Annotated in this window: 12 protein-coding genes and 1 tRNA gene; 8 read left to right on the forward strand and 5 right to left on the reverse strand. The window is 72.8% G+C overall.

Going from position 1 to position 14,131, the window contains the following annotated elements; genetic code table 11:
* Positions 1-13: 13 nt before the first annotated feature.
* The gene (locus LRP67_RS21795; RefSeq protein ID WP_231269469.1) at positions 14-1,297 is read right to left on the reverse strand and encodes a peptidase C39 family protein; all 1,284 of its coding nucleotides are present in this window, start codon (positions 1,295-1,297) and stop codon (positions 14-16) included.
* 85 nt (positions 1,298-1,382) lie between these two features.
* Here LRP67_RS21795 and cysS point away from each other — a divergent pair, with 85 nt between their 5' ends.
* The 5 genes from cysS to LRP67_RS07055 all read left to right on the forward strand — a co-directional run bounded on the left by cysS (position 1,383) and on the right by LRP67_RS07055 (position 7,247).
* A complete protein-coding gene (gene cysS / locus LRP67_RS07035; RefSeq protein WP_231269470.1) occupies positions 1,383-2,768 on the forward strand; it encodes a cysteine--tRNA ligase in 1,386 nt (461 codons plus the stop codon).
* 135 nt (positions 2,769-2,903) lie between these two features.
* On the forward strand, positions 2,904-3,842 hold the full coding sequence (rlmB, locus tag LRP67_RS07040; protein WP_231269471.1) for a 23S rRNA (guanosine(2251)-2'-O)-methyltransferase RlmB: 939 nt from the start codon (positions 2,904-2,906) through the stop codon (positions 3,840-3,842).
* An 8-nt stretch (positions 3,843-3,850) separates the two neighbouring features.
* The gene (locus LRP67_RS07045; RefSeq protein ID WP_231269472.1) at positions 3,851-5,407 is read left to right on the forward strand and encodes a metallophosphoesterase; all 1,557 of its coding nucleotides are present in this window, start codon (positions 3,851-3,853) and stop codon (positions 5,405-5,407) included.
* A 25-nt stretch (positions 5,408-5,432) separates the two neighbouring features.
* Positions 5,433-6,062 (forward strand): TetR family transcriptional regulator, encoded by a 630-nt coding sequence (locus LRP67_RS07050; protein ID WP_231269473.1) that lies wholly within the window; start codon positions 5,433-5,435, stop codon positions 6,060-6,062.
* A 30-nt stretch (positions 6,063-6,092) separates the two neighbouring features.
* Positions 6,093-7,247: an acyl-CoA dehydrogenase family protein gene (locus LRP67_RS07055; protein WP_231269474.1), complete on the forward strand. Its 1,155-nt coding sequence runs from the start codon at positions 6,093-6,095 to the stop codon at positions 7,245-7,247.
* 63 nt (positions 7,248-7,310) lie between these two features.
* On the opposite strand, the gene LRP67_RS07060 is transcribed toward LRP67_RS07055, so the two are convergent.
* Both LRP67_RS07060 and LRP67_RS07065 read right to left on the reverse strand, forming a co-directional pair.
* Positions 7,311-8,537, reverse strand: coding sequence for a DUF4032 domain-containing protein (locus LRP67_RS07060; RefSeq protein ID WP_231269475.1), 1,227 nt, complete (start codon positions 8,535-8,537; stop codon positions 7,311-7,313).
* 10 nt (positions 8,538-8,547) lie between these two features.
* Positions 8,548-10,341 (reverse strand): glycoside hydrolase family 13 protein, encoded by a 1,794-nt coding sequence (locus LRP67_RS07065; protein WP_231269476.1) that lies wholly within the window; start codon positions 10,339-10,341, stop codon positions 8,548-8,550.
* 97 nt (positions 10,342-10,438) lie between these two features.
* Between LRP67_RS07065 and LRP67_RS07070 the strand changes: the two genes are divergently transcribed.
* Positions 10,439-11,170, forward strand: a complete 732-nt coding sequence (locus LRP67_RS07070) for an SDR family NAD(P)-dependent oxidoreductase (RefSeq protein WP_231269477.1) — start codon at positions 10,439-10,441, stop codon at positions 11,168-11,170.
* Here LRP67_RS07070 and LRP67_RS07075 read toward each other — a convergent pair.
* Positions 11,130-12,374, reverse strand: coding sequence for an MFS transporter (locus tag LRP67_RS07075; protein ID WP_231269478.1), 1,245 nt, complete (start codon positions 12,372-12,374; stop codon positions 11,130-11,132). The genes LRP67_RS07070 and LRP67_RS07075 overlap by 41 nt on opposite strands.
* 100 nt (positions 12,375-12,474) lie before the next feature.
* Here LRP67_RS07075 and LRP67_RS07080 point away from each other — a divergent pair, with 100 nt between their 5' ends.
* Positions 12,475-12,972: a beta-lactamase hydrolase domain-containing protein gene (locus tag LRP67_RS07080; RefSeq protein WP_231269479.1), complete on the forward strand. Its 498-nt coding sequence runs from the start codon at positions 12,475-12,477 to the stop codon at positions 12,970-12,972.
* A gap of 21 nt (positions 12,973-12,993) precedes the next feature.
* A tRNA-Thr gene (locus LRP67_RS07085) sits at positions 12,994-13,066 on the forward strand.
* Between the two features lie 147 nt (positions 13,067-13,213).
* On the opposite strand, the gene pdxY is transcribed toward LRP67_RS07085, so the two are convergent.
* A complete protein-coding gene (pdxY, locus tag LRP67_RS07090; protein WP_231269480.1) occupies positions 13,214-14,065 on the reverse strand; it encodes a pyridoxal kinase PdxY in 852 nt (283 codons plus the stop codon).
* Between the last annotated feature and the right edge of the window lie 66 nt (positions 14,066-14,131).

Consider the following 14,131-nt stretch of genomic DNA (forward strand, 5'->3'; position numbering starts at 1 on the left):
GGCGCCGCCCCGATCACCAGTTGGTGTGGGCGGTGTCCGGGACCGGGTGGGCGGCGTCGGTGATGACGTAGGTGGTGCCGCCGGTGGTGGGGAGCCAGGCGTTCTCGAGCTCGCCGCGGTCGTAGGTACGGCGCACGCCCGCGCGGGTGGTAGAGGCGGGGTCGTTGACCACCACGTCGCCGGACTGGGTGAAGCCGACGACCACGAGCAGGTGTCCGTCGGTGGCGGAGATCGGGGCGCCGGTGAGCTCGCCCGAGCCGAATGCCACGGAGATGACCAGCGGGATGCCGGCGGCGATGAACCGCTCGGCCTCGCGCATCGAGCGCAGCCTCGTGACGAACGCGCCGCCGGTCTGCGCGGCGGCATACGCGGTGTTGAACGGCCAGTTGCCGGTGCCGTCGTAGGCCGTGTCGTAGGTCATCCGCGCCGCGTGGTCGACCCACGGGTCGACGTGGTCGGAGGGCAGGTAGGCATAGCGCACCGGCTTCGGCAGCGCGCCGTAGTAGCCGAGGACCATCGAGGTCGAGGTGGGCGAGCACCACGCCTCGCCGCCGCCGCCCCACTGCGGGTAGTGGCCCTCGTGGACCATCTGGGAGTAGCGCGGCACGTCGAGCACCGTGCCGCGGGCGACGCCGGGCTTGGACTCGACGACGTCCCCGGTGGGCAGCCGGGAGGCGACGGCCCCGATCGTGTCGACCGTCGGGCTGGCCTTGCCGGGCAGGCGCATGAGGGAGACGCGCAGCTGGTAGGAGCTGAGCCCGGCGCTGGCGTTGCTGCGCCAGGTGTCGACCGCGACGCTGGCCAGGTCGTCCTTCTGGCCCGAGACCGTCTGCCGCTTGGTGTGGCTGTCGCCTGAGGTCCAGCGGCCGAGCACGTCGAAGCTGGACCGCGCGCCGGCCGTGGTCCGCCCACGCACCTCGATCTCGACCCAGCTGTTGCCGGGCGTGGTGGCCTCCCAGGAGGCGATCAGCTCGGTGAGGCCGAACTTCGTCGGCGTCCACGGCGAGAGCCAGCGCCCGACCTGGTAGCTCTTCCCCGCATAGGTACGGCGCGCGGTCGCCGCCTTCGTGACGGCGAGGCGACCCTTGAGGACCATCGTCCCGGTGCGGGCTCCGGCGCGCAGCTCGGCCCCGGTCTCCCACTGCGTGTAGGCGATCGACCGCGGCTTGGCCGCGGCGGTGGAGGAGGACGAGGAAGTCGAGGCGGCGCCGGTGGCGGGCGTCAGCGGCGCGAGGAGCGCGAGGCCGAGGCCGGCGGCGGCGGTCGTGGTCAGCAGGGCGGGGAAGGGGAGGCGCACCGATCCACGGTAAGTCACACCAGTCACTTCTGTCACAGACTCGCTCGATGCGGGTCTGGGCACCCGCAACTCCTAGACTTGGCAGGTGACATTCCGGCTCTATGACACCGCGACCCGCGAGGTCCGAGACTTCGTCCCCCTCGAGGAGGGGAAGGCGGGTCTCTACCTGTGCGGGCTCACCGTGCAGTCCGAGCCACACGTCGGCCACGTCCGCTCCGGCGTCAACTTCGACGTCCTGCAGCGCTGGCTGCGCCACCGCGGCTTCGACGTCACCTTCATCCGCAACGTCACCGACATCGACGACAAGATCCTCACCAAGGCCGCCGAGCAGGGCCGCCCCTGGTACAACCTCGCCTACGAGATGCACCGAGAGCTCGACCGCGCCTACCGCGCGCTCAACGTCGCGCCGCCCACCTACGAGCCGGCCGCGACCGGCCACGTCCCGGAGATGATCGAGCTGATCGCCGAGCTCATCGTCAAGGGCCACGCCTACCCCGCCGAGGACGGATCCGGCGACGTCTACTTCGACGTGCGGTCGTGGCCGTCGTACGGCGAGCTGACCCGGCAGGGCATCGAGGACATGGCCGCCGCCGAGGACGCTGATCCGCGTGGGAAGCGCGACCCCCGTGACTTCGCCCTGTGGAAGGGCTGGAAGAAGGAGAGCGAGCCCGAGACCGCCGCCTGGCCCAGCCCCTGGGGACCGGGTCGCCCCGGCTGGCACATCGAGTGCTCCGCGATGGCCGGCAAGTACCTCGGCGCGGCCTTCGACATCCACGGCGGCGGTGTCGACCTGCGCTTCCCGCACCACGAGAACGAGCAGGCCCAGTCCCGTGCCGCCGGTCGCCCCTTCGCGACCTACTGGATGCACAACGCCTGGATCACCACCGCCGGCGAGAAGATGAGCAAGTCGCTCGGCAACTCGCTGACCATCCCCGCGGTGCTCCAGCGCTACCGCGGCATCGAGCTGCGCTTCTACCTGCTCATGGCCCACTACCGCTCGCACGTGGAGTTCAGCTTCGAGGCGCTCGACGAGGCCGCGGCCGGGCTGCGCCGCATCGAGAGCTTCCTGGAGCGTGCCCCCGAGGTCGAGACCGGCACCCTCCCGGACGCCTTCGTCGCGGCGATGGACGACGACCTCGGTACGCCGGCGGCGGTGGCGGTCCTCTATGACGCGGTCCGCGAGGGCAACCGGCTGCTGGCCGCCGAAGGAGATGCCTCCACGGCCGCCGCCGAGGTGCTGGCCATGCTCGACGTGCTCGGCCTGCACCCGGACGACCCCGCCTGGGGCGGCTCCGGCGGCGACGCCAAGCTGAGTGCCGCCGTCGACGTCCTCGTGGCCGGCCTGCTCGAGCAGCGGGCCCAGGCCAGGGCGGAGAAGGACTTCGCGCGCGCGGACGCCATCCGCGACCAGATCAAGGCAGCGGGGATCGAGATCGAGGACACCCCTGCCGGAGCAAGGTGGACCCTGTGACGCCCGGGGTTCACTTCGAGACGCTCCCTTCGAGGCTCGCAGGCTCGCACCACAGGACGAGCGCTGCGCTCGCTCCTCAGTACAGGTCGAGACGCTCGCTTCGCTCGCTCCTCAACCACCGAAAAGGACACTGACGTGGCCGGCAATTCGAGCCGCAAAGGCGCGATCCGCAAGACCAGCAAGAAGCCCACGGCCGGATCCGGTGGGCGGGTCAAGCGCGGCCTGGAGGGCAAGGGCCCCACGCCCAAGGCCAAGGAGCGCCCGTACCACAAGGCCTACAAGGCCGAGCAGAGGTCGCAGCGCTCGACCTCGACCCGCCCGCGCAAGAAGGGCACCGAGGCCGAGTGGGTCGCCGGGCGCAACTCCGTCGTGGAGGCGCTGCGGGAGGGCGTGCCGGTCACCGGCGTCTACGTCGCCGAGGGCGCCGAGCGCGACGGCCGGCTGCGCGAGGCCTTCCAGATCGCGTCCGACCGGGGCCTGAACCTGCTCGAGGTGAGCAAGGGCGAGCTGGACCGGATGACCAGCGGCGCCGTCCACCAGGGCCTGGCCGCGCGGATCCCGCCGTACGAGTACGCCCACGCCGACGACCTGCTCGACCTGGCCGCGGCCAACCACGAGCCGCCGCTGATCGTGGCGCTCGACTCGGTCACCGACCCGCGCAACCTGGGCGCGGTGATCCGCAGCGCCGCGGGCTTCGGCGCGCACGGCGTGGTCATCCCCGAGCGGCGCGCCGCCGGCATGACCGCGTCGGCCTGGAAGACCAGCGCCGGCGCCGCCGCCCGGATCCCGGTGGCACAGACGGTCAACCTGGTCCGCCAGCTCAAGGCCTTCCAGGACGCCGGCTGCATGGTGGTCGGCCTGGCGGCGGACGGCGAGGTGTCGCTGCCCGACCTGAACCTGGCAGACGGGCCCCTGGTGCTCGTCGTCGGCTCGGAGGGCAACGGGCTCTCGCGCCTGGTCGCCGAGACCTGTGACCAGCTGGTCTCGATCCCGATGGCTCACAGCCTGGAGTCGCTCAACGCGGGGGTCGCGGCCTCGGTCGCCCTCTACGCGATCGCGCAGGCGCGGGCCTGACCGATCCCGTGGCGCCGCAGCCCGACGAGCCGAGGGGCCACCGCGGGCGGGTCGGTCGTACGACGGTGCGCGGCGCGATCGGGCTGTCCTACGTGGCTGCCTGGCTCGGGCTGGCGCTGGTCGCGTCGGCGCTGGTGTTCCTCAACAGCAGCCGGACGGTCACGCTGGCCAGCCACGATGCGGTGATCCGGCCCGACCTGACCGGCCGGGCGGTGCTGCACACCGGCCCGGTGCTGCCGGACCTGCGCGTCGACTCCGGATCGCCCATCGGCGCCGACATCAGTCTGGGCAAGACCGAGGCGCCGTCGACCGAGGCGCTGGTCGAGCGCTACGCGGTGCTGGCCAGCCAGCCCGACGGTGCCGTCCGCAAGGTCAAGGGCGCGATCCAGGGGCTGCTGGTCGATGCGCTGCTGCGCGGCGCCGTGCTCGGGCTGGTGCCGGTCCTGCTGTTCGCGGCCGTGGGGGCCGCTCGCCGCCGCGAGCTGGCCCGCCAGGCGCTGTCTCGGCGGGGGGCGCTTGCGGCGCTCTTCGTGCCGCTGATGGTCATCGGCCTGTGGGAGCCCTGGGACGACGAGGACGAGCGCGTCGAGTCCGGGCGCAGATGGGTGTCGCTGTCCACCTTCCTCGGTCCCACGGTCCCGATCCCCGAGGAGGCCGACGGCGTCGAGGTGCTCGGCGACGTCACCACCTCGCAGACCCGCCGGCTCATCGAGAGCGCGGTCGACACCTACGCCAAGAGCGAGGAGTTCTACGCCCGGGCCGCCGAGGACGCCGCGGGCCTGGCGCTGCGCGAGCCCGAGGAGGACGAGACCGTCGTCGCCCTGATCTCCGACCGCCACGACAACATCGGCATGGACGCCGTGGCCCGCGCCATCGCGGACGCGGGCGGCGCCACCGCGGTCTTCGACGCCGGCGACGACACGTCGACCGGCAAGGCCTGGGAGGCGTTCTCGCTCGACTCGGTCACGGCCGCCTTCGACGGCTATGACGGGCACTGGGCCGTCACCGGCAACCACGACAACGGGCCGTTCGTCGCCGACTACCTCGACGAGCAGGGCTGGACGGTGCTCGACGGCGAGCCGGTCGATGGGCCCGGCGGCACCCGACTGCTTGGGGTCGGCGACCCCCGCTCCAGCGGCCTCGGCAGCTGGCGCGACGAGACCGGCCTGAGCTACGCCGAGGTCGGGGACCGCCTGGCCGACGCCGCCTGCGCCGCCGACGAGGGGGGCGAGCGCGTCGCGACCGTGCTGGTCCACGACTCCGACCTCGGTGACGAGGCGCTCGCCCGCGGCTGCACCGACCTGGTCGTCGGCGGCCACCTGCACGTGCAGGACGGACCGACGGCCGTGACGGCCGAGGACGGTCGGGTCGGCTACTCCTTCACCACCGGCACGACCGGCGGGGCGGCGTACGCCATCGCGATCGGCAGCAAGATCCGCCGCCCGGCGCAGGTCACCCTCCTGACGTACGCCGACGGCCGCCCGGCCGGGCTGCAGCCGGTCGTCCTGCAGTCCAACGGCCGGTTCGACGTCGGGGAATTCGTCCCGCTGGACTACAGCCCGTAGGCCTGGGAGGCCCTAGTCTGGCGAGATGGTCACGACCCGGCAGCGCCTCGTGGAGGCGGCGACCCAGGGCTTCGCCGACCACGGCATCCAGTCGGCCTCCCTGGTCGAGATCACGCGCCAGGCAGGGCAGCGCAACCGCGGCGCGGTCCACTACCACTTCGGCGGTCGCGACGGACTCCTCGTCGCGGTCCTGGAGCAGCACAACGCCTTCCTGCACGAGCGCGAGCTCGAGCTCCTCGCGGCCGCGCGCAACCGGTCCGACGACGACGTCGCCTCGGTCGTCGAGGCGATCGTCCGCCCCTGCGTGGAGCTCGCCGAGCAGTCGATCAGTGGCGCCAACTACCTGGTGATCATCGCCGAGCTGTCCGAGCACGACCCCTCGACGTACAGCCCCGAGGTCGAGGCGGCGCTGGCCGGCAGCGGGGCCTACGAGGTCTACGCCACGCTGCTGGAGCGGCTGCCGCAGCTCGACGAGGAGCTGCGCGACGAGCGGCTGAACCTGATGACCGCCTTCGTCCTGGGCACCGTGGCCCGACGCGTCCGGGCGCTCGCGGGCGACGAGCGTCACCGCGGGCAGCTCCCCACGAGCCGGTTCGTCGACAACCTGGTCGTCATGGCCTCCGCGATGCTGACCGCGCCCACCGTGGTCGCCTAGGAGCGTCGGCCGGGACCTAGAGTGGTCGGCGTGCCGACCGCCGTGGACCGACTGCTGCCCGACGAGGACGCCGAGGCGCTGCTCGCGTTGACGCGCGACATCGCGACCCGCGAGCTGGCGCCCCAGGTCGACGCGATGGAGGAGCGGGCGGAGTTCCCGGCCGACGCCTACCTGCTGCTCGGCCGGTCGGGCCTGCTGAGCCTGCCGTTCCCCGAGGAGGTCGGCGGTGGCGCACAGCCCTATGAGGTCTACCTGCAGGTGATCGAGGAGATCGCCACTGCCTGGCCCAGCGTGGGCGTCGGCGCCTCGGTGCACTCCCTCACCGCCACGGTGGTGGCCGCCAACGCCTCCGACGAGCAGCGCGCCACCTGGCTGCCGCGGATGCTCGCCGGTGACTGGCTCGGCGCCTACTGCCTCTCCGAGCCGCAGGCCGGCTCCGACGTCAGCGCGATCCGCACCAAGGCGGTCCTGGACGAGGCCTCCGGCGAGTACGTCATCACCGGCACCAAGCAGTGGATCAGCAACGGCTCCTGCGCCGACTACTACATCCTCTTCGCCCGCACCGGCGAGGACCCCAAGCGCGGGCTGTCGGCCTTCATCGTGCCGGCCGACACCCCGGGGATGAGCTTCGGTGCCCCCGAGAAGAAGCTCGGGCTGCACTGTGACGTCACCACCCAGGTGCTCTTCGACGGGGCACGGATCCCGGCCGCGCACCGCATCGGCGACGAGGGCGCCGGCATGCGGGTGGCGCTCTCCGCCCTCGACGCGGGCCGGCTCGGCATCGCCGCCGTCGCCACCGGCATCGCGCAGGCGGCCCTGGCCCACGCCGTGGCCTATGCGGGGGAGCGGGAGCAGTTCGGCCGGGCGGTCGGGGAGTTCCAGGGGATGCAGTTCCTGCTCGCCGACATGGCCGCGGACGTCGAGCGCGCGCGTGCGACGTACCTGCACGCGGCCCGGCTCAAGGGCGCCGGCCGCCCGTTCTCCCGCCAGGCCAGCATCGCCAAGCTCACCGCGAGCGACGTCGCCATGCGGGTCACCACCGACGCGGTCCAGGTCCTCGGCGGCAACGGCTACACTCGCGACTACCCCGTCGAGCGCCTCTTCCGCGACGCCAAGGTCACCCAGATCTTCGAGGGCACCAACCAGATCCAGCGCATGGTGATCGGCCGAGACCTCCTGCGCTGAGCCCTCCGTCGGGGTAGTCCCTCACGAAATTGCGATGAGAGCGCTCCCTGATGCGCGCATTCGTTAGGGACTATCCCGGACGTCGGCCGGCGCCGTGACGACCTCGTCGGGGCGGTGGGGCAGGACGTGCTCGACGTAGTCGCGGGCGGTGTCGCGGATGTTGACCTCGTGGCCGGCCTGCTCGGAGAGGTACCAGCGGTGCACGAGCACCTCGTGGAAGAACTCCGCGGGTGGGAGCTTGCCGCGCAGGTCGGCCGGGATCATGGCGGTGATGGGCTCCCAGACGTCGATGAGCCAGCGGTTGGCGACGAGCGTGCGGTCCTCGCGGCCGAGGTCGTGGTGGGCCGTGAAGGACGCGATGTCGTTGAGCAGCCGGCGGGCCTGGCCGTCCTCGACGTTGAGCCCGGTGAGCGCCTGCAGCTCGCGGCGATGGTGGCCGAGCTCGACGACCTTCGGCTGGATGCGGACCTGGTCGCCACCGAGGTCGGTGACGATGTCGAGCTCGTCGACGTCGAAGCCGAGGTCGTTGAGCCGCTCGATGCGCTGCTCGATGCGCCACATCTCGTCGGCCGAGAACTCCTCGACATCGGTCAGCTCGCCCCACAGGGCGGCGTACCGCTCCTCGATGGAGCCCGCCACCTCGAGGGCCTCGGCGTGCTCGTCGAGGGAGCCGCTGGCCTGCAGGTCGAGCAGCTCGGCGAAGACGTTCTCGGTGGCGATGGTCAGGTCGTACCCGCGCATCTGCTGCGACAGGCTGCCGCGGAGCTCGCCGGTCTCGGCATCGACGAGGTACGCCGCGAAGCCGCCGGCGTTGCGCCGGAACAGCACGTTCGACAGGGACACGTCGCCCCAGAAGAAGCCCTCGAGGTGCAGCCTGACCAGCAGCACCACCAGCGCGTCGATGAGCGAAGGGACGTTGTCGGCGGCGAGACCGTGCGCGAACAGGCTGCGGTAGGGCAGCGAGAACCGCAGGTGCTCGGTCAGCAGCGCCGCCGGCAGCTCGTTGCCCTCGGGGTCCACGCGCCCGGTGACCACGCCCTGGGGCCGCACCGCGGGCAGCCCGAGCCGGTTGAGGTCGCGCAGCAGGTGGTACTCCTTGAACGCGATGTCCGCGACCGTCTCCTTGATCGCGTAGGTCCGCTCGCCGAGCCGCACGATCCGCACGATGTGTCGTGACAGGCCGCGCGGCAGGGGGACGACGTAGCGGTCGTCCCACTCCTCCAGACAGGTCGCCCATGGCAGGCGCAGCAGCGCTGGGTCGGGCCGGTTGGCCACGATGTGGAGGGCCATACCCGCCACCCTAGACCCGCCAGACGGTCAATCCAGGGTGCTCGGAGGCGTGCGGCCCGACGGGGGCGTCCTCGGTCGAGACCAGCACCTCGCCCAGCTCGAGCGGCAGGTCCACCGCCCGACCCCCCGCTCGCCGGGCGCAGACGAGCACCGAGCCGGCGGGGTGCTCGCGCAGGTACATCAGGCAGTCGTCGTCGACGTGCGCCCAGCGCAGGCTGCCGCGGCGCAGGGCCACGTGCTCGGCGCGGGCCCTCGCGAGGGCGGAGTACGTCGCCAGCGTGGTGCGGTCCCAGGTCTCGGGGCGGTCCCACGGCATCGGCCGGCGCGAGTCCTCCCCGGCGACGCCCCCGAGGCCGATCTCGTCGCCGGCGAAGACCATGGGGACGCCGGGCAGCGTGAACTGAAGCCCGGCGGCGAGCCGGTGCAGCGCCGGGTCGCCGACCACGGTGCGGATCCGGGCGCTGTCGTGGGAGCCGAGCACGTTCCACGACGCGCCGGTGGCGCGCCAGCCGTAGCGGGCCTGCCACTCGCGCAGCGCGCGCTGGACGCTCCCGCCCGGCCGACGGGAGACGGGGACCGGACGGCCGAAGGCCCGGGCCGGCGAGGCGGGGTCGCGCAGCCAGGACCAGACGGGCCAGGCGAAGCCGGAGTAGTTCATGGTGCCGTGCCAGCCGTCGCCCTCGAGGTCGCCCGAGGCGTCGTGGTTGTGCTCGCCGATGACCAGCCCGTCGGGGCGCCCCTCCGCGACCGTACGCCGTACGTCGCGGGCGACGTCGTGGTTGACGTCGATCGCGCCGAGCCGGCCGGTCATGTTGGCGACGTCGATGCGCCAGCCGTCGACGTCGAACGGCGGGCGCAGCCAGCGCGCCACCACGCTGTCCGCACCGGCGACCATCGCGCGCCGGACGCCCTCGTCGGCGTGGTTGAGCTTGGGCAGGCTCTGCCAGCCCATCCAGCACTCGTAGCTGCCGTCGGGCCGGAAGTGGTACCAGGTGCGCCGCTCGGAGGCGGGGTCGGCGGCGGCGTCGAGGAACCACTCGTGGGTGTCCCCGGTGTGGTTGGTGGTCAGGTCGCCGAGGATCCGCCAGCCGCGCGCGTGGACGGCGGCGCTGAGGCGCGCGTAGGCGTCGTCCCCGCCGAGCAGGGGGTCGACGCCGTCGAAGGTGGAGGCGTTGTAGCGGTGGTTGCTCTCGCCCGGGAAGACCGGCGTCGTGTAGAGGATCGTGGCGCCGACGTCGGCCACGTGGTCGAGGTGCTCGACCACGCCATCGAGGTCGCCGCCGTAGAGCTGCACGGCGGTACGCGGGTCGTCGAGCTCGAAGACCACCTCGTCGTCCCACGCCGCGGGCAGCGCCCAGTCCGGGGTGGGCCGCTCGTCGGCGCGTGCCGAGCGCGCGAAGCGGTCGGGGAAGACCTGGTAGACGACGCCGTCGCGGCCCCAGTCGGGCGCGGGCTCGTGCCAGGTGACGGTGAAGTCGAAGGCGTCGGGCGGGTCGTGCTCGACCAGCCCGGCCGCGGTGAGCCAGCGCTGCCCGTCGGGCCCGTCGAGGAGGAAGCGGTAGTGGGTCACCGGGTTGTGCGCCGGCAGCTGCGCGGTCCACCAGACGGTGTCGCCGTCGCGGCGCTCGATGCGGCACTCGTGGAAGACCGGCTCGGCGTCGTACGTGGTGCGCACCCAGGCGGCCGTCACGGGATCGCCGGTGTGCGTGCGCATGCGGACGGCGACCGTGCCGTCGGGCGTGGGCCGGTCGTCGGGCAGGTACAGGGGAGAGCCGTCGTGGTGCGGCTCGTTCAGCAGGCTCATGACGCTCCCAGCCTCGCACGACCCGGCGCTCGAGCCGGGGGAGGGAGGAGCCCCGCCGAGACGAGAACAGGTTCTAGTTCGCTGCTACGCTCCGCGCATGGCCGAGACCCCCGGGCAGCCCCAGCGCGTCGTCGTCGTCACGGGCGCAGCGAGCGGGATCGGGTTCGCCACGGCCGAGCTCTTCCGCGACCTGGGCGACGTGGTGTTCGGGCTGGACATCCGGGCGGGCGTCCCCGAGGGGGTGACCTTCGTCCAGTGCGACATGGCCGACCGCGGGTCCATCGATGACGCGGTCGCCGTCTGCGCCGGGGGAGGGCGGATCGACGTGCTGGCCAACGTGGCGGGGATCGTGCAGTTCGGTCGCTTCGAGCAGATCACCGAGGACGAGTGGGACCGCGTGCACACGGTGGACCTCAAGGGCCCCTTCCTGCTGACGCAGGCCGCGCTGCCCTACCTCAAGGCGGGCGGCGGCAACGTCGTCAACGTCTCCTCGGTGGCCGGCCGCGTCGCGCAGCCCTATGCCACGGCGTACGCCGCCGCGAAGGGCGGCCTGACCATGCTGACGAAGGCGCTGGCGCTGGAGCTGTCGCCCGACGGCATCCGGGTCAACGCGATCTGCCCCGGCACCGTCGACACTCCGATGGTGTCCCACGTCGCCAGCATCTTCCCGCCGGACCTCGACCCGCGGCTGGCCGACCGGCTGATGATGATGCTGCCCGGCCGGGCGATCAGCCCCGCCGAGATCGGCTCCGCGATCGTCTACCTCGCCTCGAAGGACGCCCGCATGATCACCGGGTCCGTGCTCGCCTTCGACGGCGGGATGAGCTAGCGAGCTGGTCCTCGAGGTACTCCGGTCGCGCGACGGACAGGCCCACGGCCAGGAGCGGGACGCTCAGCGCGATCAGGGCCAGCAGCGGGACGGGCCAGCCCCCGCTCGCGTCGTGCAGCAGCCCGACGCCGAACGGTCCCAGCGCCGCCAGCAGGTACCCCGTCGACTGGGTGAAGCCGGACAGCGCGGCGGTGCCCGCCGGCGTCCGCGCCCGCAACCCGATCTGGGTGAGGATCAGCGGGAACGTGCAGGTTCCGACGCCCACCAGCACCGCCCACAGCCAGGCACCGTCGTACGGCGCCAGGATCATGCCGGCGTAGCCGAGCGGGTAGCAGCCCACCACCACCCACACGATCGAGCGCTGGTCCGTGCGGCGAGCGGCGAGCGAGGGGATCACGAACGACAGCGGGATGCTCACCCCGGTGATGACACCGAGCAGCACCCCGGCCTGCGCCGCGGAGTAGCCGGCGTCGCGGAAGATCGCGGGGAACCAGCCGAAGATCGCGTACGCCTGCAGCGACTGCAGCCCGAAGGAGAGCCCCATCGCCCGGCCGAGCCGGGTGCGGGCGACCGCCAGCAGGCCGATCGGCGCGTGGCCTGCCCGGTCGGGGTCGGCGTGCGGGCGGTCGTGGCGGAGCAGAGCCAGCCAGGGCAGCGCCGCGACGGCGGCGGTGAGCGCCCACACCGCGAGGCCGTCGCGCCAGTCGCCCAGGGCCTCACCGATCGGGACGGTGCTGACCGAGGCGGCGGTCAGGCCGATGGCCAGCGCCGTGGAGTAGAGCGCGGTCAGGAGGCCGACCCGTTGCGGGAAGTGCTGCTTCACCAGGGACGGCAGGATGACGTTGGCCGTGGCCATGCCGCCCAGCGCCAGGAGCGAGAGCGCCAGGAACGGGGCGACGGGGTCCGTCCGGCTGCGCAGGAAGAGCCCGGCGACCACGCACAGCAGGGCGACCAGGGTGAGCCGGTGCGTGCCCACCCGCCGGGCGAGTCGCGGCGCCAGCCCGCCGAACAGCGCGAACGCGAGGACCGGTAGCGACGTGAGCACGCCGGCCTCCGTGCCGGACATCCCGAGACCGTCGCGGATCTCGTCGAGCACCGGCCCCACGCTCACCGCAGCCGGGCGGAGGTTGAAGGCCAGCGCCACGATGCCGACCAGCACCAGGAGCTTGGCGGCGCGGCTCTCGGGAGCGGGCGCGTCGGTCACCGGGCGAGTCTGCCAAAACGTCGCGGAGGCGGCGCGGACGGGTGCTCGAGCGTCGCGTCGGCGGCCCGCCCGGGATGAGCGGCGGTGGCAGGATCGGGGCATGGAGTTGTTCGCCGTCGCCCGGGACGGGGCCGGGACCCTGAGCACGATGACGATGCCGTCGTACGACGACCTGACGCGGCTGGCCGCGGCCGGGGTGGAGCGGGTCGTCTGCCTGCTTCCGGAGCCGGAGGCGGCCCAGCTCGGGCTGGCTGACGAGGAGGCCGTGGCGGAGGGCGCCGGGGTGCGCTTCCACCGGCTGCCGGTCGCCGACTTCGGAGTGCCGGATCAGGACGCGGCCTGGGCACTCGTCGGCGAGGTGGCGGCCGCGCTGGCCGACGGTGAGCATGTGGTCGTCCACTGTCGTGGCGGCATCGGCCGGTCCTCGGTGCTCGCCGCCGCCCTCCTCGTGGCGGAGGGGGTGAGCCCGGCCGAGGCCTGGGCGCGCCTGACGGCCGCGCGCGGGGTCCCGGTGCCGGAGACCGACGAGCAGCGTGCCTTCGTCGACGCCTTCCATGCCAAAGGCGCCCCTGAGACCGAGCCGCGCGACACCGCCTAGGATTGCCCCGCGCGAGAGCGTGCCGCGTTAGCTCAGTTGGCAGAGCATCGCCCTTGTAATGCGATTGTCGAGAGTTCGATTCTCTCACGCGGCTCTGTGAGGGGAGACGCGTCCGGGCTCGTCACAAGTTTCACCGGGCACCCGGTGAAACTCACGCTTCCCCCACGAAGCTTTGTCGGGGAGGCAGGAGTTTCACCGGGCACCCGGTGAATCTCACGCCCCACGCCCCCCCCGCGCCACCTCAGCGCAGCCGGCGCACCTCGAACCGCTCGGGCGGGTGCGCGATGGCGTCCTGGGCGGCGACGAGCTGGATCTCGCGGGTGCCGGCGGCGAGGGTCGCCTCGAGGATCGCGAAGACCGAGGACGTGGTGCGGCCCAGGGCGAGCGCGGGGGAGCCGGTGGTGCGCAGGTGGGCGAGGTAGAGCGCGGCTGTGACGTCGCCGCAGCCGTTGGGCGTGATGGGCAGCAGGGGGGTGGTGACGACCCAGGCGCCGGCGTCGGAGACGGCGACGACGTCGAGCGAGTCGGGGTCGGAGCCGGCGTGCAGGACGCTGGTGACCAGGACGTCGCGGGGGCCGCGGTCACGTACGACGTCGACGGCCGCCAGCACCTCCTCGAGCGTGGTGGTGCTCGTCCCGGCCAGGAAGTCGAGCTCGAAGTGGTTGGGGGTGATGATGTCGGCGGTGGGGACGACGGTGTCGCGGAGGAACTCCGGGATGCCGGGCTTGACGAACATCCCGCGTCCGACGTCGCCCATCACGGGGTCGCAGCAGTAGACGGCGTCGGCGTTGGCCGACTTCACGGTGGCGACGGCGTCGAGGATGACCTGGCCCATGGCCGGGTCGCCCTGGTAGCCCGACAGCACCGCGTCCGCCTTGCCGAGCACGCCGCGGTCGCCGATGCCGGCGATGACCTCGGCGACGTCGGCCGGCGCGAGGAGCGGCCCGCGCCAGGCGCCGTACCCGGTGTGGTTGGAGAAGTGCACGGTGATCACCGGCCAGACCTCGTGCCCGAGCCGCTGGAGCGGGAAGACTGCCGCGGAGTTGCCGACGTGGCCGTAGGCGACCGAGGACTGGATCGAGAGGATCTGCACGGCGATGAGTGTCCCGTCCAAGGCCTGTGCGGAGCAAACTAGAACGCGTTACAGTTGCGGCCCGGC

This window comes from Nocardioides sp. cx-169 (assembly GCF_021083605.1).
Lineage (GTDB): Bacteria > Actinomycetota > Actinomycetes > Propionibacteriales > Nocardioidaceae > Nocardioides.

Coding starts and splice junctions, on each gene's coding strand:
- LRP67_RS07050 (WP_231269473.1), top strand. CDS start 5,433: ATGGTCACGACCCGGCAGCGCCTCGTGGAGGCGGCGACCCAGGGCTTC.
- LRP67_RS07060 (WP_231269475.1), bottom strand. CDS start 8,537: ATGGCCCTCCACATCGTGGCCAACCGGCCCGACCCAGCGCTGCTGCGC.
- LRP67_RS07065 (WP_231269476.1), bottom strand. CDS start 10,341: ATGAGCCTGCTGAACGAGCCGCACCACGACGGCTCTCCCCTGTACCTG.
- LRP67_RS07070 (WP_231269477.1), top strand. CDS start 10,439: ATGGCCGAGACCCCCGGGCAGCCCCAGCGCGTCGTCGTCGTCACGGGC.
- LRP67_RS07080 (WP_231269479.1), top strand. CDS start 12,475: ATGGAGTTGTTCGCCGTCGCCCGGGACGGGGCCGGGACCCTGAGCACG.